This is a genomic window from Bacillus sp. AMCV2, from assembly GCF_056033925.1.
Genome location: NZ_JBVYIB010000002.1, coordinates 2,212,162 through 2,230,070, shown reverse-complemented (window position 1 = coordinate 2,230,070; position 17,909 = coordinate 2,212,162). Strand labels below are relative to the sequence as shown.

Genomic DNA, 17,909 nt, shown 5'->3' with positions numbered 1-17,909 from the left:
GTGATCAAATATCACCTCTTTAGTCTATAAACCAGGTGATGACGTATGAATCAAATGAAAGATACAATATTGCTCGCCGGTCTCGGATTGATAGGCGGTTCGATTGCCCTAGCCATCAAAAAAAATCATCCCGGCAAACGGATTATCGGAATCGACATCTCTGATGAACAGGCGGTAGCGGCATTAAAATTAGGCGTGATAGACGATCGTGCTGATTCGTTTATTAGCGGTGCGAAAGAGGCAGCTACAGTAATCATTGCGACACCTGTCGAACAAACACTGGTTATGCTTGAAGAGCTGGCTCATTCAGGAATTGAACATGAGCTTTTGATTACGGATGTAGGAAGCACAAAGCAAAAAGTGGTTGATTACGCTGATCAAGTGCTGCCTAGCCGCTATCAATTTGTCGGAGGACATCCGATGGCGGGTTCACATAAATCAGGAGTGGCCGCTGCGAAGGAGTTCCTGTTTGAAAATGCATTTTATATTTTAACCCCAGGCCAGAAAACGGACAAACAAGCTGTGGAACAGTTAAAAAACCTGCTGAAGGGGACGAATGCCCATTTTGTGGAAATGTCGCCGGAGGAGCATGATGGCGTTACAAGTGTAATCAGTCATTTTCCGCATATTGTAGCAGCCAGTCTTGTTCACCAAACCCATCATTCGGAAAACCTGTATCCGCTTGTTAAGCGTTTTGCTGCCGGCGGGTTCAGAGATATTACAAGGATTGCATCAAGCAGCCCGGCAATGTGGCGGGATATTTTATTACATAATAAAGATAAAATCTTAGACCGTTTTGATGAGTGGATTCGTGAAATTGACAAGATCCGTACATATGTAGAACAAGAAGATGCGGAAAATCTATTTCGTTATTTTAAAACCGCCAAGGATTATCGTGACGGGCTGCCGCTTCGGCAGAAGGGAGCGATACCTGCATTTTATGATTTATACGTGGATGTACCCGATCATCCGGGTGTAATATCCGAGATAACAGCGATCTTAGCTGCGGAGCGCATCAGTATCACGAATATCCGCATTATCGAAACACGAGAAGATATTAACGGGATTTTAAGGATCAGTTTTCAGTCTGATGACGACCGCAAAAGGGCAGAACAATGCATTGAAGCCCGGGCGGAATATGAAACTTTTTATGCTGATTGAGGTGGAAAAAATGAAACGAGAAAAGGTGCAGGCCTTACATGGAGAAATACATATTCCCGGTGATAAATCCATTTCTCACCGCTCTGTTATGTTTGGCGCGCTAGCGGCAGGCACAACAACAGTTAAAAACTTTCTGCCGGGAGCAGATTGTCTGAGCACGATTGATTGCTTTAGAAAAATGGGTGTTCACATTGAGCAAAGCGGCAGCGATGTCGTGATTTACGGAAAAGGAATCGATGCCCTGAAAGAGCCAGAAAGCCTTTTAGATGTCGGAAATTCAGGTACAACGATTCGCCTGATGCTCGGAATATTGGCGGGCCGTCCTTTTTACAGCGCGGTAGCCGGAGATGAGAGCATTGCGAAGCGCCCAATGAAGCGTGTGACTGAGCCTTTGAAAAAAATGGGGGCTAAAATCGACGGCAGAGCCGGTGGAGAGTTTACACCGCTGTCAGTGAGCGGCGCCTCATTAAAAGGAATTGATTATGTATCACCTGTTGCAAGCGCGCAAATTAAATCTGCTGTTTTGCTGGCCGGATTACAGGCTGAGGGCACAACAACTGTCACAGAGCCCCATAAATCTCGGGACCACACTGAGCGGATGCTTTCTGCTTTTGGCGTTAAGCTTTCTGAAGATCAAACGAGTGTTTCCATTGCTGGTGGCCAGAAACTGACAGCTGCAGATATTTTTGTTCCTGGAGACATTTCTTCAGCCGCATTTTTTCTTGCTGCTGGCGCGATGGTTCCAAACAGCAGAATTGTATTGAAAAACGTAGGTTTAAATCCGACTCGGACAGGTATTATTGACGTCCTTCAAAACATGGGGGCAAAACTTGAAATCAAACCATCTGCTGATAGCGGTGCAGAGCCTTATGGAGATTTGATTATAGAAACATCATCTCTAAAAGCAGTTGAAATCGGAGGAGATATCATTCCGCGTTTAATTGATGAGATCCCTATCATCGCGCTTCTTGCGACTCAGGCGGAAGGAACCACCGTTATCAAGGACGCGGCAGAGCTAAAAGTGAAAGAAACAAACCGTATTGATACTGTTGTTTCTGAGCTTCGCAAGCTGGGTGCTGAAATTGATCCGACAGCAGATGGAATGAAGGTTTATGGCAAACAAACGTTGAAAGGCGGCGCTGCAGTGTCCAGCCACGGAGATCATCGAATCGGAATGATGCTTGGTATTGCTGCTTGTATAACGGAGGAGCCGATTGAAATCGAGCACACGGATGCCATTCACGTTTCTTATCCAACCTTCTTCGAGCATTTAAATAAGCTTTCGAAAAAATCCTGAAGTTTTACTTCAGGATTTTTTATGCAGATCATAATTCGAGGCGAAAAAACATAGCTTGTCTTATAGAGGGGATAGAAAAACGAAAAGGGGGGATGTGCTTTACTTACAAGCCGGCAGGTCAAAGAGCTGCTTTACTGTACAGAGGGCGATCTTCCTTTTTTCATTTTCTATCTCAAGATCTTTTGGTAAACTAATAAGACTCAATAATTCCCTTCCGTACAGAAGCATCTTATTTGCCGGGGGCATTCGTCTGAATTATGATAAGATTAACCCGAACAAATAAAGCTTTTTTGTATGGTTGATGTTGTATAGGAAAAGAAAGGACCGGTCCGATTTGAATACATTGATTCAAGAAGCCATAAAATTAGTTGAAGCAGGTGAAACAGAAAAAGGCCTCAACACGCTCTCGAAGGCTGAAAAACAGCTGCATGATGAAGATAAAGCCATTGCAGCCCAGCTTTATTACGAGTGGGGCGATGTAGAAAAAGCAATTTCACTGATTAGTGATCTACATGATTTATATCCAAATGAAACAGAACTGACGAATTTCTACGCTGAACTTTTAATAGATATTGACGAAGAAGAAAAAGCCCTCGCTGTGCTGGAGACTATTCCGGAAACAGATCCATCATATCCGGAAAGTTTGCTGCTTATGGCGGATCTTTATCAGATGCAGGGGTTATTCGAAGTCAGTGAACAAAAGCTTTTACAGGCAAAGTCCATTCTGGACAATGAACCGGTTATTGATTTTGCACTGGGAGAACTTTACTTTACACAGGGAGCCTATGCAAAAGCGGTTCAATATTTTAAAACAACGGCTGAGGAGCAGAGTGAGATCGGAGGCGTTAATGTCCATCAAAGACTGGCAGAATCGTTAAGCGCCTCAGGTGAATTTGAGGATGCCATTCCATGTTACGAGAAAGCTGTCGATGAGAATCCTGATCCTAATACGATTTTCGGCTATGGTTTTACAGCCTTACAGGCGGGGCTTGTGAAAACAGCTATTAAGCAGCTGTCTGATTTAAAGGAGCTTGATCCATCTTATACTTCACTTTATATGCCGCTCTCGAAAAGCTATGAAGCTGAAGGAATGTATGAAGAGGCATTAAAAACGGCAAAAGAGGGGATCAGATATGATGAATATAACAAAGAACTTTTCCTTTATGCCGCCAAAATGGCCTTAAAAATCGGGAAGTCAGAAGAGGGGAAAAAGCTGCTTCAGGAGGCGCTTGCGCTTGATCCGGGCTTTGTCGAGGCGCTTCATACACTTCTTGCCGTGTATCACAAAGAAGAGGATTATGATCAGATCATTGATCTTATTCAAGAGGTTCGAAGCTACGGTGAAGAAGATCCGAAATACAATTGGTATCTTGCAAGCGCATATACTGAATTAGAGCAATACGAGGAAGCAAAACAATCCTTTGAGGCTGCCTATCTTCATTACCGGGAGGATAGAGATTTCTTATATGAATACGCAAGCTTCCTATTAGAAGAAGGCCTTCAAAAAGAAGCGCTGCCGCTTTTGAAAAAGGTTCTTGAAATGGACGGAGCCAATGAAGAGCTGGAAGAAACGATTTTGCGAATCGAGGATGAATTTTCTAGATAAGCAGGAATATTAACCATTCATGTGGAACATATAAGTATATAGATTATACGAACGATAGAGGAGGGAATTACATGCAGACCCCTGTTTCTGTCAATGAGAAAAAAGATTTTATCCGTTGGTTTTTAAACCATTATCAGTTAAAGCGCCGAGAGTGCGTTTGGATCTTGAACTACTTAATGAGCCATGATTCTCTCATGGAGAAGGTTCATTTTGTGGAGCAGGCTGAATTTTGCCCGAGAGGCATTATAATGTCAACACATTGTGTTGAAGAAGTTCCGTTCCGGTTCTATAAAGAGAATGTCATGACTACCGACGCGGAAAAATCTTTTCATGATATTAGATTAAATAAACAGCAGGATTTGTTTATCCAGCTTAATTTCCGTTCGGCTTACAGCTCACCTGAATATGCGGCGGTGCTGGAGTCCAACCCGCATATTCCGAAAAACCTTTTTGAGAATAAAAAAGATCAGGGATTGGCGGAACAGATTTTAGAGCACGCTATTTCCACATTCCAAAGAGAAAAATTATTAAAAGACATTGACGACGCGTTAGATCGTCATGATAAAGAGGCATTTGAACAATTATCGCGCCAATTAAATCAGCTCACATAATATGACCAGCCTTGCAGTGAATTGCAAGGCTTGTTGCCGTAAAGGGGGAGAACGATGAGGTGGAGAATCACTGATGCCAAGGACTATTTACAAGCTAAGGATTACATTGATACCGCTGTCATTCCATTAATTAGCATAAGGGTTAATAACCATTTTAAAATGGCGGCGGAGAAAGGCGAGTTTACGCAGCTTCTCTCAGAAGAACTTGAAAGGCAGTTAAAGGGACGGGTATATTTACTTCCTCCTTATACATATGTTGATAGAAATGAAATAACCGTTCAAGGGCTTAAGGATTTGCGGGAAGAGCTGATAACGGAATTTCCGCATGTTGTCCTGCTCACATCTGACGAAAGTTGGAGAGCTGAGGATGCGTTAGGCAAAATGATTGTTACACCGTCTGTTCCATTAGAGCATTTAAATGACTCTTTAAAAAGAAAAATATTGGATGAACGCACTGCTGAAATTTTGAACGTTTTGTTACAGTTATGGAGCACTCCATAAAAACACTTACATTTCCTTATAAACAATATTTTGGCTATATTGACCTTGCTGAGAGATTCATATATTATGAGGGTGTCTAGAGTTATTGCAATATTTTCTATTTTAGTCAGTTTGCAGGGGTGACCTAGAGGGGGGAGAAGAGATGGGCGGAAAACATGATATATCCAGACGTCAATTTTTGAATTACACGCTCACAGGCGTAGGAGGTTTTATGGCGGCTAGTATGCTCATGCCTATGGTTCGCTTCGCACTCGACCCGGTATTAAAATCGACGGGGAAGCAGGATATGGTTCAGGTTGTCAGCGTTGATGAGTTGACAAAAGAGCCGCAGCGCTTTGATTTTAAAATTAATCAAGTCGATGCCTGGTATGAGTCAGAAGAGTCAAGATCAGCCTGGGTCTTCAAAAACGGGGATGAAATTGTAGCACTTTCGCCAATTTGTAAACATTTAGGGTGTACGGTGAACTGGAATAGTGATCCTAAAAACCCGAATAAATTCTTTTGTCCATGCCATTACGGACTCTATGAAAAGGACGGCACCAATGTCCCTGGCACGCCGCCGCTTGCGCCTCTTGATCATTATGAGCAAGAAGTAAAAGACGGCTTCCTGTATCTTGGAAAAGCAAAGCCTAAGGGGGAAGGGTGACATGCTGAACAAAATCTATGACTGGGTAGACGAGCGGCTTGATATTACACCGATGTGGAGGGATATTGCCGATCACGAAGTACCGGAACATGTGAATCCCGCCCATCATTTCTCTGCGTTTGTGTATTGCTTTGGGGGACTGACGTTTTTTGTAACCGTTATCCAAGTATTATCTGGAATGTTTTTAACGATGTATTATGTGCCTGATATCAAAAATGCCTGGGAATCGGTATATTATTTGCAAAATGAAGTGGCATTCGGCCAGATTGTCAGGGGGATGCACCACTGGGGTGCGAGCCTGGTCATTGTGATGATGTTTTTACATACGCTGAGGGTCTTTTTCCAAGGCGCGTATAAAAAACCGCGCGAGCTGAACTGGATTGTCGGTGTGCTGATCTTTTTTGTTATGCTCGGTCTTGGCTTTACAGGCTACTTGCTTCCTTGGGATATGAAGGCTCTGTTTGCAACAAAAGTCGGGCTGCAGATCGCCGAAGCCACGCCTTTGATCGGAACGCAAGTTAAAACGCTCCTTGCAGGGCATCCGGATATTGTAGGCGCCCAAACGCTGACTAGGTTTTTTGCGATCCATGTATTTTTTCTTCCTGCCGCATTGTTCGGGCTGATGGCTGCACATTTTATTATGATCCGGAAGCAGGGGATTTCAGGACCGCTTTAAACTCTTGATCTGCGAATAAAAGGGAGGGGATGACATGCACCGGGGCAAAGGGATGAAATTTGTAGGCGACTCAAGGATACCGGCTGAAAAAAAGCCGAATATACCGAAGGATTATTCGGAGTATCCCGGTAAAACAGAGGCTTTCTGGCCAAATTTCTTGTTAAAGGAATGGATGGTTGGAGCTGTCTTTCTCATCGGTTTTCTCGTTTTGACGATTGTGCATCAGCCGCCTTTGGAGCGAATGGCGGACCCGACTGATACTGGTTATATTCCGCTGCCGGATTGGTATTTTCTTTTCTTATACCAGCTGTTGAAGTATGAATACGCCGCCGGAAGCTTTACAGTGGTCGGCGCCATGATTATGCCAGGTCTCGCTTTTGGGGCCCTGCTTTTGGCTCCATTCCTAGACAGAGGGACAGAAAGAAGGCCGTGGAAGCGTCCGATCGCTGTCGGTATGATGCTTCTGGCCATTTCCGCTGCTGTATTTTTGACGTGGCAGTCAGTTGCTACTCATGACTGGGCCAAGGCAGAAGAACAGGGGAAAATCACAAAAGAAGCCGACATTGACACCAATGCAGAAGGATATAAGGTCTTTAAGGAACAGGGCTGTATTTCTTGCCATGGGGATAACCTTCAGGGAGGAGCGGCTGGGCCTTCATTGGTTGACAGCGGGCTGAAACCGGAAGAAATCAAAAAAATCGCTGTAGAAGGGAAAGGCAAAATGCCGGCGGGTGTGTTCAAAGGAAATGATAAGCAGCTCGAAGAACTTGCAAAATTTATTTCTGAAACAACCGCAAAATAACGTATTGTGAATTGTCAAATGGAAGGATATACTTTTATTATCAAAAGCTGACCCGGCGTCAGCTTTTTTATATGGACATATTATTTTTACAGACTGAGAGTTGATTCGATGTGAAATGGTTTCAATATGTATTAGGGCAGCGGCCGATGCTTATTCTTGTCTTAGCCATTAATTTTCTGGGAACGGTTTACGGCTACTATTGGTACTTGCCGCAGCTTCTGGAGACACCGGCCCGTTTCCTGATTTTTGTTCCGGACAGTCCGACAGCAACGTTTTTCTTTCTGTTTGTGCTGCTTGCCTTTCTCATGAAACGGAATGCTCCGCTCTTTGAGGCGCTTGCGCTAGTTACCCTCGTAAAGTATGGCCTATGGGCGGTAGCTATGAATTTTCTTGTGCTTGCAGTAACTGGTGACTTGCCATGGGAGGGCTACATGCTAATTGCTTCGCATTTTGCAATGGCAGTTCAAGGCGTATTATACAGTCCGTATTTTCGTTTTTCATTTTGGCATCTTGCAATTGCTGCAGTTTGGACACTGCATAACGATGTCATTGACTACTTGTTTAATATGATGCCGCGGTATTCTATGCTTTCTGATTATATGACTGAAATAGGATACGGAACATTTTGGCTAAGCATCTTTTCAATCGCGCTCGCTTACTTTCTTGTGGTCTCGAAAAAGCAAACGAAGCTTGAGCTGATGTAAAGACAATGTTGGTCTATCCTTGTCCCTTTCTTCATATTCTGTAAGGAGAGAGAGTGGGAGGGACCTGCATGAAACGAAAGCTGACGATCTGTTTGTTGATTGCACTTATTTTTTATAATGGAAATGCCAAGGCTGCAGAGCGGGGAAGCCTCGAGGAATTGAATGATTTATCCGATACAGTCTTTCAAATGACCCGACAGGCGAAATATGAAGAGGCGCTACAAGTCTTGGAGTATTTTGAAAAAACATTAAAATCCGCTGAGAAAAAACAGCAAGACCCCATGCTAACGGGAGCCCAAATCCGTCAAATCACATTGGGCTATAATGATATGGTTCGGAGTTTAAAGCAAGCTGATACATCAGACACACAAAAACTCAGAGCAGCCGCGCAGTTCAGAATGCTGATGGATGCGGTTGACAATCGGTCTGACCCGCTTTGGGGCTCACTGGAAAAACCGATTATGGAAGCTTTTACTGAACTGAAGCGAGATGTCCAAAAGAATGGAAGCACAAGCTTTCATGAAAAATGGAATGAATTTATCAGTTTATATGACTTGATTTACCCCAGTCTTACAATCGATGTATCAGAGGATCAGCTTGAAACAGTCGGAAAACATATAGATGTTATTGAGCAAGAGGAATTTCAGCAAATGACAGAGAGCACGAAGCTTGAACGGCTTTCCCTTCTTCAGCATGACCTGAAAAATGTGTTTGACAGGGTGGAGGAGGATGATGCCGATCCGTCTTTACTCTGGGTGATCATTACAACCGGCAGTATCATCATTACTGCTCTCACCTATGTCGGTTACAGAAAGTACAAAGCGGAAAAAAACAAGCTGAAAAAAAGGGACTACCCTAAATAAGGATGAGGGGCGGCGGTCAGCCGCCTTTTTTCTATTACATGTCAGCGCGGAAGCGGATTTTTATTTTCATCAAGCGTAAATCCTTCTCCGAGCACATCGTGAACATCGCTTACCGCTACAAAGGCATGGGGATCAATGGAGTTAATCACGCTTTTCAGCATCACCAATTCGTTTTTCGGCACCACACAATAAAGTACATCTATATCCTCTTTTGTGTAGGAACCTTGTCCTTTCAAAATGGTGACGCCCCGTTCCATTTCTTCAAGAATCTTTTTCTGAATCAGGTCGTTTTTCGAAGAGATGATCGTAGCGCCTTTAGCAGCGTATCCGCCTTCCTGAATAAAATCGATTAATCTTGCCGCTACAAATACAGCTACCAGCGTATACATCGCTTCTTTATAGGAGAGATAAGTAAGCAAAGACAAAATGATGACGCAGGCATCGAAAGCAAACATCGTTCTGCCCATCGGGATCCCAAAATACTTATTCACTAAACGTGCGATGATATCGACACCGCCTGTCGTACCGCCGAACTTAAAAATAATACCCAGTCCGGCTCCGATGAATACGCCGGCAAATAAAGCGGCGAGCGCTAAGTCGTGCTGAAGGGGCATATGGATTTCATATCGCTGAAAGATGCTGAGGAACAAAGACAAGGCTACAGTGCCGACAAGGGTATAAACAAACATTGTCCTGCCGAGCAAACGCCAGCCAATAAAAAAAATCGGAATGTTCAACACCAGGTTCGAGATAGAGGGGCTGATGTGGAAAAGGGCATAAAGCAAAAGTGTAATACCTGTAAAACCGCCCTCAGCCAGATTGTTCTGCATATTGAAATGAACCAAGCCAAATGAAAAAATTGCCGCTCCGATTAAAATAAAAAATATGTTTTTTAATCTAATTTCTCCAAGCATCACACAAAACCCCTTTTCCTTCCATTAGATAGCGTTTATATTATAGTGGATGAAAAAGAAAACAGCAAACGTGCTTAAACATTTGTCAAACGTATCTGAATTAGCTAACATGTAAGAGGATGATAGGAGGTTTCGTTCAGTGAGTGATAAAACAATGAAAGACATACAGGCTGAAGTAGACCGTTACATCGGCCAATTTAAAGAAGGATATTTTAGCCCGCTGGCCATGATGGCGAGGCTGACTGAAGAACTGGGCGAGCTTGCCAGAGAAGTGAATCACCGTTATGGAGAAAAACCAAAAAAAGCGACTGAAGATGATAAAAGCATGGAAGAGGAAATGGGCGATGTGCTATTTGTATTGGTTTGTTTAGCCAACTCTCTTGATATCTCTTTAGAGGAAGCCCACGACAGAGTCATGCATAAATTTAATACAAGAGATAAAGATCGCTGGACCAGAAAAGAAGAAGGAAAGTAGAGGAGATCAAGATGTCAAACGAAACAATTAAAGTAGTCATTGCGGGACCGCGTGGAAGAATGGGGCAGGAAGCTGTTAAATTGGCAGAACGAACACCTCATTTTGACCTTGTCGGGGCCATAGACCATACATACGATCAGCAAAAATTATCTGATGTGATGCCTGTTGAGTCAGATGCTTTAATTTATACAGATATCCATACCTGCTTTACAGAAACACAACCGGATGTCTTGATTGATTTAACAACGCCCGAAATCGGAAAAGTACATACAAAAATTGCATTAGAGCACGGAGTCCGTCCAGTTGTCGGAACAACCGGCTTCTCAGAAGCTGATTTAAAAGAGCTCACGTCTTTAACAGAAGAAAAAGGGATCGGAGCCATCATCGCGCCAAATTTTGCGCTCGGTGCGATACTGATGATGAAATTTTCAAAAATGGCTGCCAACTATTTTGAGGATGTTGAGATTATTGAGCTTCATCATGACCAGAAGCTTGACGCACCAAGCGGAACTGCGCTTAAAACAGCGGAAATGATTTCAGAAGTCCGTAAAGAAAAGCAGCAAGGACATCCGGATGAAAAAGAAATTCTCCCAGGAGCAAGAGGAGCGGAGCAAAACGGCATTCGCTTGCACAGCGTCCGTCTTCCGGGCCTGATCGCGCATCAGGAGGTCATGTTCGGCATGGATGGCCAAACGCTTCAGATACGCCATGATTCTTATAACCGTGCTTCTTTCATGTCAGGCGTTAAACTGTCAGTCGAACAAGTCATGAAGATTGATCAGCTTGTGTACGGTTTAGAAAATATCATTGATTAGACGGGGGGATAAACAATGAAAATTGCTTTGATCGCGCATGACAAGAAAAAACAGGACATGGTTCAATTTACGACTGCCTATCGGGATATTTTAAAGAATCATGATTTATACGCAACCGGAACCACAGGGTTGAAAATTCAAGAGGCGACAGGTCTTCAAATTGAACGTTTTCAATCCGGTCCTTTAGGGGGAGACCAGCAAATCGGTGCACTGATCGCTGCCAATGCACTCGATCTTGTCATTTTTTTGCGCGACCCGCTGACCGCGCAGCCGCATGAACCGGATGTCTCGGCATTAATCCGGTTATGTGATGTGTATTCCATTCCGCTCGCCACAAATATGGGTACTGCGGAAATTCTCGTCCGTACACTTGATGAAGGTGTTTTCGAATTCCGTGACCTTCTTCGGGGAGAAGAGCCGAATGTATAATGCTGACGTTCTTGCTTTTGGCGCCCACAGTGATGATGTCGAGATCGGAATGGGCGGCACAATAGCGAAGTTTGTCAAACAGGAAAAAAAAGTAATGATATGCGATTTGACAGAAGCGGAACTCTCTTCTAACGGTACGGTCAGTTTACGTAAAGAAGAAGCAGCTGAAGCAGCCCGCATATTAGGCGCAGATAAAAGAATTCAGCTAACGCTTCCAGACCGCGGCCTAATAATGAGTGATCAGGCAATTCGGTCGATTGTCACTGTCATCAGAACCTGTCGGCCAAAAGCGGTTTTTATGCCGTATAAAAAGGATCGCCACCCGGATCACGGCAATGCGGCTGCACTGGTGGAAGAAGCGATCTTTTCCGCCGGAATCCATAAATATAAAGACGAAAAAAGCCTTCCGGCGCATAAAGTCAGCAAGGTTTACTATTATATGATAAATGGTTTTCATCAGCCGGATTTTGTCATTGATATCTCGGATACAATAGAGGCAAAGAAACAAAGCCTCAACGCCTACAAAAGCCAGTTTATCCCGTCAAAGGATTCCGTTTCTACTCCTCTGACGAATGGGTATATTGAGATCGTTGAAGCGAGAGAAAAGCTTTACGGTAAAGAAGCGGGCGTGGAGTATGCCGAAGGTTTCTTTTCCAAACGGATGCTGATGCTTGATCATGATGTGCTTGGGGGCGAACAATGAGAAAACTAAAAATAGGAATCACATGCTATCCGAGCGTTGGAGGCTCAGGTATCATTGCGACAGAACTGGGGAAGCAGCTTGCTGAAAAGGGACATGAAATCCATTTCATCACATCAAGCATTCCGTTTAGACTGAATACATATCATCCTAATATTCATTTTCATGAAGTTGAGGTTAATCAATATGCTGTTTTTAAGTATCCTCCGTATGATTTGACATTGGCAAGCAAAATCGCAGAGGTGGCGGAACGGGAGAATTTAAACATTATCCATGCTCACTATGCTCTCCCGCATGCCGTTTGCGCCTATCTTGCAAAACAAATGCTGAAACGCAATATCGGCATTGTTACAACTTTGCATGGCACGGATATCACAGTGTTAGGTTATGATCCGTCTCTAAAAGATCTGATCCGTTTTGCTATTGAGTCATCAGACAGGGTGACTGCCGTCTCCTCAGCGCTTGCGGCTGAAACGTACGATTTAATTAAACCGGAGAAAAAAATTGAAACGATTTATAACTTTATAGACGAGCGCGTGTATCTGAAGAAAAACACAGAGGCGATTAAAGAGAAACATGGAATTTTACCAGATGAAAAAGTCGTCATCCATGTGTCCAACTTCAGAAAGGTTAAACGCGTGCAGGATGTCATCCGTGTGTTCCGCAATATCGCTGGCAAAACGAAAGCGAAGCTGCTTTTAGTCGGAGACGGTCCGGAGAAATCGACAGCCTGCGAGCTTATCAGAAAATATGGCTTGGAAGACCAAGTCTTAATGCTTGGAAATCAAGACCGTGTTGAAGAGCTTTATTCTATTAGCGATTTGAAGCTGCTGCTATCTGAAAAAGAAAGTTTCGGCCTTGTCCTGCTTGAAGCGATGGCTTGCGGAGTGCCTTGTATCGGAACAAACATTGGCGGTATCCCTGAGGTTATTAAAAACAATGTGAGCGGATTTTTGGTGGACGTCGGTGATGTTGGGGCCGCAACAGCCCGCGCGATGAGCATTTTAGAAGATGAACAGCTAAGCAATCGTTTTACAAAGGCGGCAATAGAGATGCTTGAAAATGAATTTTCTTCCCAAAAAATTGTCAGCCAGTATGAACAGATTTATGCCGATTTAGCAGAACCGGAGTGATCACATGGAAAAAGTTTTTATCAAAGCACTTCCCGTGCTCCGCATCTTAATCGAAGCGGGCCATCAGGCTTATTTTGTCGGGGGCGCAGTTCGTGACAGCTATATGAAACGAACGATCGGAGATGTCGATATCGCGACAGATGCGGCACCTGATCAAGTAGAACGGCTGTTTCAGCGGACTGTTGATGTAGGCAAAGAGCACGGGACCATTATTGTGCTCTGGGAGGATGAAACCTATGAAGTCACGACATTCCGGACTGAATCTGATTATGTTGATTTCAGAAGACCGTCAGAAGTGCAATTTATCTCATCATTAGAAGAGGATCTAAAACGCAGAGATTTAACGATCAATGCGATGGCCATGACAGCGGATGGGAAGGTGCTTGATTATTTTGGCGGCAAGAAAGATATTGATCAGAAAGTGATTCGAACCGTTGGAAAGCCTGAGGATAGATTTCAAGAGGATGCGCTTCGTATGCTGAGAGCCGTACGCTTTATGAGCCAGCTTGGCTTTACGCTTTCACCGGAAACAGAAGAAGCCATTGCGAAAGAAAAATCACTCCTCTCCCATGTTTCAGTCGAACGAAAAACGATAGAGTTCGAGAAATTGCTGCAGGGAAGAGCTTCTCGCCAGGCGCTTCAAACGCTCATTCAAACGAGATTGTATGAAGAGCTTCCTGGTTTTTATCATAAACGAGAAAACCTGATTTCAACGAGTGAGTTTCCATTCTTCTCTTTAACATCCCGTGAGGAGCTTTGGGCTGCTCTTTTAATTAACCTTGGCATAGTTTTGAAAGACGCGCCCCTTTTCCTGAAAGCCTGGAAGCTCCCGGGAAAAGTGATCAAGGAAGCCATTCACATTGCCGGTACGTTTGGCCAGAGCCTTGACGCAATGACAATGTACAGAGCTGGGGAAAAAGCACTGCTCTCAGCGGCCAAAATATCGCAGCTTCGGCAAAACGAAAAACTGGATGAAAAGAAACTGAAGGACATTCAGTACACTTATCAAAACCTGCCGATCAAAAGCCTTAAGGACCTTGATATCACGGGTAAGGACTTGCTTGCGCTTCGAAACCGGCCGGCCGGAAAATGGGTGTCGGAAGAATTACAGCGGATCGAGCAGGCTGTTGTGACAGGGAAGCTCTCCAATCAAAAGAAACACATAGAGGAGTGGCTGAAGACATGCGGTCAACATTAAGAAAAGACCTTATTGAATTATTTTCTCAGGCCGGCAATGAATTTATTTCCGGCCAAAAAATCAGTGATGCTCTCGGCTGTTCAAGAACTGCTGTGTGGAAGCATATTGAAGAGCTTCGGAAAGAGGGTTATGAAGTAGAAGCCGTTAGAAGAAAAGGATATCGGCTCATCAAAAAGCCCGGAAAACTCAGTGAAAGCGAAATTCGTTTTGGATTAAAAACGGAAGTGATGGGCCAGCATCTTATTTACCATGACGTTCTTTCAAGCACGCAAAAAACGGCTCATGAGCTCGCGAATAATAACGCACCGGAAGGCACCCTCGTGGTAGCTGACAAACAAACAGCCGGAAGGGGCCGAATGTCTAGGGTATGGCATTCTCAAGAAGGAAACGGTGTTTGGATGAGCCTGATTTTGCGGCCTGACATTCCGCTCCAAAAAACACCGCAGCTGACTCTGCTTGCTGCAGTAGCTGTTGTGCAGGGAATAGAAGAGGCAGCAGGCATCCAAACGGATATTAAATGGCCAAATGATATTTTGATTAACGGAAAAAAAACAGTTGGCATCCTAACGGAAATGCAGGCTGAAGAAGACCGCGTACGTTCAGTGATCATTGGGATCGGCATTAACGTTAACCAGCAGCCTAATGATTTTCCAGATGAATTGAAGGACATCGCGACAAGCCTCAGCCAAGCTGCTGGGGAAAAAATTGATCGGGCCGGCGTCATCCAGCATATTTTACTATGCTTTGAGAAACGGTACCGGGATTATATGACGCACGGATTTACGCCGATTAAGCTTTTATGGGAAAGCTATGCGCTCGGTATTGGCACTAATATGAGAGCCAGAACGTTAAACGGAACCTTTTACGGTAAGGCGTTAGGTATAAATGATGAAGGCGTTCTGCTTTTAGAAACGAACGAAGGCATTAAAAAAATCTATTCTGCCGATATCGAATTGGGCTAATGTGTTGGTACAAGCCCGTTGATTTTGGTATACTTCCATTGGGCAGTATCGCCTGCGAACTGCACCTATTATTAAAATAGATAGACATTGCAGCAGTCTGCCTTGATCCAAAAAAGGACTGGGACAGAGGGATGAAACTCGCCGAACTTTAGAAAGTGAAGAATCCTTCTCGTTGTAACGGAAGGTTTTTTGGCTTGCAGAAGAAAACGGCAGATCATCTCCTCTAAACATGAGGAGGAGAAAACATGAAAACAAAACTGGATTTTCTAAAAATGAAGGAGTCTGAAGAACCGATTGTCATGCTGACCGCTTATGATTATCCGGCAGCTAAACTTGCTGAACAAGCGGGAGTTGACATGATTTTAGTCGGTGATTCACTCGGAATGGTCGTCCTCGGCCTTGATTCAACTGTCGGTGTGACAGTTGCGGACATGATCCATCATACAAAAGCCGTTAAAAGGGGTGCGCCGAATACCTTTATTGTGACAGATATGCCGTTTATGTCTTATCACCTGTCCAAGGAAGATACGCTAAAAAATGCAGCGGCTATCGTTCAGGAAAGCGGAGCTGACGCACTGAAGCTTGAGGGCGGAGAAGGCGTGTTTGAATCCATTCGCGCATTAACGCTTGGAGGCATTCCAGTAGTCAGTCACTTAGGTTTGACACCGCAGTCAGTCGGCGTACTGGGCGGCTATAAAGTACAGGGCAAAGACGAACAAAGCGCCAAAAAATTAATAGAAGACAGTATAAAATGCGAAGAAGCAGGAGCTATGATGCTTGTGCTGGAATGTGTGCCGGCAGAACTCACAGCCAAAATTGCCGAGACGCTAAGCATACCGGTCATTGGAATCGGGGCTGGTGTGAAAGCAGACGGACAAGTTCTCGTTTATCATGATATTATCGGCCACGGTGTTGAGAGAACACCTAAATTTGTAAAGCAATATACGCGCATTGATGAAACCATCGAAACAGCAATCAGCGGATATGTTCAGGATGTAAGACATCGTGCTTTCCCTGAACAAAAGCATTCCTTTCAAATGAACCAGACAGTGCTGGACGGCTTGTACGGGGGAAAATAAGATGAGACAGATTACTGATATTTCACAGCTGAAAGAAGCCATAAAACAATATCATTCAGAGGGCAAGTCAATCGGATTTGTTCCGACGATGGGGTTTCTGCATGAGGGGCATTTAACCTTAGCAGACAAAGCAAGACAAGAAAACGACGCCGTTATTATGAGCATTTTTGTGAATCCTGCACAATTCGGCCCTAATGAAGATTTTGAAGCATATCCGCGCGATATTGAGCGGGATGCAGCTCTTGCAGAAAACGCCGGAGTTGATATTCTTTTTACGCCAGATGCTAAGGATATGTATCCCGGTGAAAAGAATGTCACGATTCATGTAGAAAGACGCACAGACGTGTTATGCGGGCGCTCAAGAGAAGGACATTTTGACGGGGTCGCGATCGTACTGACGAAGCTTTTCAATCTAGTCAAGCCGACTCGTGCCTATTTCGGTTTAAAAGATGCGCAGCAGGTAGCTGTTGTTGATGGGTTAATCAGTGACTTCTTCATGGATATTGAATTGGTTCCTGTCGATACGGTCAGAGAGGAAGACGGCTTAGCCAAAAGCTCTCGCAATGTATACTTAACAGCTGAGGAAAGAAAAGAAGCGCCTAAGCTGTATCGGGCCCTTCAAACAAGTGCGGAGCTGATCCAAGCCGGTGAAAGAGATCCTGAAGCGGTGATAAAAGCTGCAAAAGAAATCATTGAAACGACTAGCGGAACCATAGACTATGTAGAGCTTTATTCCTATCCGGAACTCGAGCCTGTGAATGAAATTGCTGGAAAGATGATTCTCGCTGTTGCAGTTGCTTTTTCAAAAGCGCGTTTAATAGATAATATCATTATTGATATTCGAGAAATGGAGAGAATATAATATGTATCGAACAATGATGAGCGGCAAACTTCACAGGGCAACTGTTACGGAAGCAAACCTAAACTATGTGGGAAGCATTACAATTGATGAAGATCTCATTGATGCTGTGGGAATGCTTCCTAATGAAAAAGTACAAATTGTGAATAATAATAATGGAGCACGTCTTGAAACGTATATTATTCCTGGTAAACGGGGAAGCGGCGTCATATGCTTAAACGGTGCAGCCGCACGCCTTGTGCAGGAAGGAGATAAGGTCATTATTATTTCCTACAAAATGATGTCTGATCAAGAAGCGGCAAGCCACGAGCCGAAAGTGGCTGTTCTGAATGATCAAAACAAAATTGAACAAATGCTGGGGAACGAACCAGCCCGTACAATTTTGTAGAAGAAAAGCCCCCTTTATCGGGGGTTTTCTTTTAAGATTTTGAGAGTAAAACGGTTTTGCCGCTCCATTTCCGTACAAAACGTGTTACAC

At 44.0% G+C, this 17,909-nt stretch carries 21 protein-coding genes; 20 read left to right on the top strand and 1 reads right to left on the bottom strand.

All coding sequences use genetic code 11. The features are described from left to right. The first annotated feature begins 45 nt into the window (after positions 1-45). The 10 genes from AC0OMA_RS11405 to ypjB all read left to right on the top strand — a co-directional run bounded on the left by AC0OMA_RS11405 (position 46) and on the right by ypjB (position 8,867). On the top strand, positions 46-1,161 hold the full coding sequence (locus AC0OMA_RS11405) for a prephenate dehydrogenase (protein WP_014480118.1): 1,116 nt from the start codon (positions 46-48) through the stop codon (positions 1,159-1,161). A gap of 10 nt (positions 1,162-1,171) precedes the next feature. Then, entirely contained in the window at positions 1,172-2,458 is a 1,287-nt protein-coding gene (gene aroA / locus AC0OMA_RS11400; RefSeq protein ID WP_181219673.1) for a 3-phosphoshikimate 1-carboxyvinyltransferase, read from the top strand. Positions 2,459-2,792: 334 nt separating this feature from the next. Next, on the top strand, positions 2,793-4,064 hold the full coding sequence (locus AC0OMA_RS11395) for a tetratricopeptide repeat protein (protein WP_047182804.1): 1,272 nt from the start codon (positions 2,793-2,795) through the stop codon (positions 4,062-4,064). Positions 4,065-4,135: 71 nt separating this feature from the next. After that, a complete protein-coding gene (locus AC0OMA_RS11390; RefSeq protein ID WP_004399171.1) occupies positions 4,136-4,675 on the top strand; it encodes a ReoY family proteolytic degradation factor in 540 nt (179 codons plus the stop codon). A 54-nt stretch (positions 4,676-4,729) separates the two neighbouring features. Next, positions 4,730-5,176, top strand: a complete 447-nt coding sequence (locus AC0OMA_RS11385; RefSeq protein WP_015383963.1) for a YpiF family protein — start codon at positions 4,730-4,732, stop codon at positions 5,174-5,176. A gap of 142 nt (positions 5,177-5,318) precedes the next feature. Then, complete coding sequence (locus AC0OMA_RS11380; RefSeq protein ID WP_003230627.1) at positions 5,319-5,822, top strand: Rieske (2Fe-2S) protein; 504 nt, start codon at positions 5,319-5,321, stop codon at positions 5,820-5,822. A 1-nt stretch (position 5,823) separates the two neighbouring features. Continuing rightward, the gene (qcrB, locus tag AC0OMA_RS11375; protein WP_003225560.1) at positions 5,824-6,498 is read left to right on the top strand and encodes a menaquinol-cytochrome c reductase cytochrome b subunit; all 675 of its coding nucleotides are present in this window, start codon (positions 5,824-5,826) and stop codon (positions 6,496-6,498) included. A gap of 34 nt (positions 6,499-6,532) precedes the next feature. Beyond that, the gene (locus AC0OMA_RS11370; RefSeq protein WP_047182803.1) at positions 6,533-7,300 is read left to right on the top strand and encodes a menaquinol-cytochrome c reductase cytochrome b/c subunit; all 768 of its coding nucleotides are present in this window, start codon (positions 6,533-6,535) and stop codon (positions 7,298-7,300) included. A gap of 110 nt (positions 7,301-7,410) precedes the next feature. Beyond that, positions 7,411-8,004 (top strand): lipoprotein heptaprenylglyceryl N-acetyltransferase LhaT, encoded by a 594-nt coding sequence (gene lhaT / locus AC0OMA_RS11365; protein ID WP_047182802.1) that lies wholly within the window; start codon positions 7,411-7,413, stop codon positions 8,002-8,004. A 68-nt stretch (positions 8,005-8,072) separates the two neighbouring features. After that, positions 8,073-8,867: a sporulation protein YpjB gene (ypjB, locus tag AC0OMA_RS11360; protein WP_003230633.1), complete on the top strand. Its 795-nt coding sequence runs from the start codon at positions 8,073-8,075 to the stop codon at positions 8,865-8,867. 41 nt (positions 8,868-8,908) lie between these two features. Here the strand turns inward: ypjB and AC0OMA_RS11355 are convergent, their stop codons facing one another. Then, a complete protein-coding gene (locus tag AC0OMA_RS11355) occupies positions 8,909-9,781 on the bottom strand; it encodes a YitT family protein (protein WP_003230635.1) in 873 nt (290 codons plus the stop codon). A 139-nt stretch (positions 9,782-9,920) separates the two neighbouring features. On the opposite strand from AC0OMA_RS11355, the gene AC0OMA_RS11350 reads away from it, so the two are divergent. The 10 genes from AC0OMA_RS11350 to panD all read left to right on the top strand — a co-directional run bounded on the left by AC0OMA_RS11350 (position 9,921) and on the right by panD (position 17,819). Continuing rightward, on the top strand, positions 9,921-10,256 hold the full coding sequence (locus AC0OMA_RS11350) for a nucleotide pyrophosphohydrolase (protein ID WP_004398044.1): 336 nt from the start codon (positions 9,921-9,923) through the stop codon (positions 10,254-10,256). Positions 10,257-10,267: 11 nt separating this feature from the next. Then, positions 10,268-11,071, top strand: a complete 804-nt coding sequence (gene dapB / locus AC0OMA_RS11345) for a 4-hydroxy-tetrahydrodipicolinate reductase (RefSeq protein ID WP_015383959.1) — start codon at positions 10,268-10,270, stop codon at positions 11,069-11,071. Positions 11,072-11,086: 15 nt separating this feature from the next. Then, complete coding sequence (gene mgsA, locus AC0OMA_RS11340; RefSeq protein ID WP_014477171.1) at positions 11,087-11,500, top strand: methylglyoxal synthase; 414 nt, start codon at positions 11,087-11,089, stop codon at positions 11,498-11,500. Further along, positions 11,493-12,203, top strand: coding sequence for a bacillithiol biosynthesis deacetylase BshB1 (gene bshB1 / locus AC0OMA_RS11335; protein WP_015383958.1), 711 nt, complete (start codon positions 11,493-11,495; stop codon positions 12,201-12,203). The genes mgsA and bshB1 overlap by 8 nt, the downstream gene beginning before the upstream one ends. Then, the gene (bshA, locus tag AC0OMA_RS11330; RefSeq protein WP_181219671.1) at positions 12,200-13,333 is read left to right on the top strand and encodes an N-acetyl-alpha-D-glucosaminyl L-malate synthase BshA; all 1,134 of its coding nucleotides are present in this window, start codon (positions 12,200-12,202) and stop codon (positions 13,331-13,333) included. The genes bshB1 and bshA overlap by 4 nt, the downstream gene beginning before the upstream one ends. Before the next feature lie 4 nt (positions 13,334-13,337). Then, positions 13,338-14,531, top strand: coding sequence for a CCA tRNA nucleotidyltransferase (locus AC0OMA_RS11325; protein WP_015383956.1), 1,194 nt, complete (start codon positions 13,338-13,340; stop codon positions 14,529-14,531). Continuing rightward, positions 14,516-15,493: a bifunctional biotin--[acetyl-CoA-carboxylase] synthetase/biotin operon repressor gene (locus tag AC0OMA_RS11320; protein WP_046340246.1), complete on the top strand. Its 978-nt coding sequence runs from the start codon at positions 14,516-14,518 to the stop codon at positions 15,491-15,493. Before AC0OMA_RS11325 ends, AC0OMA_RS11320 begins: the two co-directional genes overlap by 16 nt. Before the next feature lie 245 nt (positions 15,494-15,738). Next, on the top strand, positions 15,739-16,572 hold the full coding sequence (panB, locus tag AC0OMA_RS11315) for a 3-methyl-2-oxobutanoate hydroxymethyltransferase (protein ID WP_003230652.1): 834 nt from the start codon (positions 15,739-15,741) through the stop codon (positions 16,570-16,572). A gap of 1 nt (position 16,573) precedes the next feature. Beyond that, positions 16,574-17,434, top strand: a complete 861-nt coding sequence (panC, locus tag AC0OMA_RS11310; RefSeq protein ID WP_015383954.1) for a pantoate--beta-alanine ligase — start codon at positions 16,574-16,576, stop codon at positions 17,432-17,434. Position 17,435: 1 nt separating this feature from the next. Continuing rightward, positions 17,436-17,819: an aspartate 1-decarboxylase gene (panD, locus tag AC0OMA_RS11305; RefSeq protein WP_003225586.1), complete on the top strand. Its 384-nt coding sequence runs from the start codon at positions 17,436-17,438 to the stop codon at positions 17,817-17,819. Positions 17,820-17,909: the final 90 nt, after the last annotated feature.

Bases quoted from the DNA above. Each gene is read 5' to 3' on its own strand.
- AC0OMA_RS11405 (WP_014480118.1), top strand. From the start codon at position 46: ATGAATCAAATGAAAGATACAATATTGCTCGCCGGTCTCGGATTGATA.
- aroA (WP_181219673.1), top strand. From the start codon at position 1,172: ATGAAACGAGAAAAGGTGCAGGCCTTACATGGAGAAATACATATTCCC.
- AC0OMA_RS11390 (WP_004399171.1), top strand. From the start codon at position 4,136: ATGCAGACCCCTGTTTCTGTCAATGAGAAAAAAGATTTTATCCGTTGG.
- AC0OMA_RS11385 (WP_015383963.1), top strand. From the start codon at position 4,730: ATGAGGTGGAGAATCACTGATGCCAAGGACTATTTACAAGCTAAGGAT.
- AC0OMA_RS11380 (WP_003230627.1), top strand. From the start codon at position 5,319: ATGGGCGGAAAACATGATATATCCAGACGTCAATTTTTGAATTACACG.
- qcrB (WP_003225560.1), top strand. From the start codon at position 5,824: ATGCTGAACAAAATCTATGACTGGGTAGACGAGCGGCTTGATATTACA.
- AC0OMA_RS11370 (WP_047182803.1), top strand. From the start codon at position 6,533: ATGCACCGGGGCAAAGGGATGAAATTTGTAGGCGACTCAAGGATACCG.
- ypjB (WP_003230633.1), top strand. From the start codon at position 8,073: ATGAAACGAAAGCTGACGATCTGTTTGTTGATTGCACTTATTTTTTAT.
- AC0OMA_RS11355 (WP_003230635.1), bottom strand. From the start codon at position 9,781: ATGCTTGGAGAAATTAGATTAAAAAACATATTTTTTATTTTAATCGGA.
- dapB (WP_015383959.1), top strand. From the start codon at position 10,268: ATGTCAAACGAAACAATTAAAGTAGTCATTGCGGGACCGCGTGGAAGA.
- mgsA (WP_014477171.1), top strand. From the start codon at position 11,087: ATGAAAATTGCTTTGATCGCGCATGACAAGAAAAAACAGGACATGGTT.
- bshB1 (WP_015383958.1), top strand. From the start codon at position 11,493: ATGTATAATGCTGACGTTCTTGCTTTTGGCGCCCACAGTGATGATGTC.
- bshA (WP_181219671.1), top strand. From the start codon at position 12,200: ATGAGAAAACTAAAAATAGGAATCACATGCTATCCGAGCGTTGGAGGC.
- AC0OMA_RS11325 (WP_015383956.1), top strand. From the start codon at position 13,338: ATGGAAAAAGTTTTTATCAAAGCACTTCCCGTGCTCCGCATCTTAATC.
- AC0OMA_RS11320 (WP_046340246.1), top strand. From the start codon at position 14,516: ATGCGGTCAACATTAAGAAAAGACCTTATTGAATTATTTTCTCAGGCC.
- panB (WP_003230652.1), top strand. From the start codon at position 15,739: ATGAAAACAAAACTGGATTTTCTAAAAATGAAGGAGTCTGAAGAACCG.
- panC (WP_015383954.1), top strand. From the start codon at position 16,574: ATGAGACAGATTACTGATATTTCACAGCTGAAAGAAGCCATAAAACAA.
- panD (WP_003225586.1), top strand. From the start codon at position 17,436: ATGTATCGAACAATGATGAGCGGCAAACTTCACAGGGCAACTGTTACG.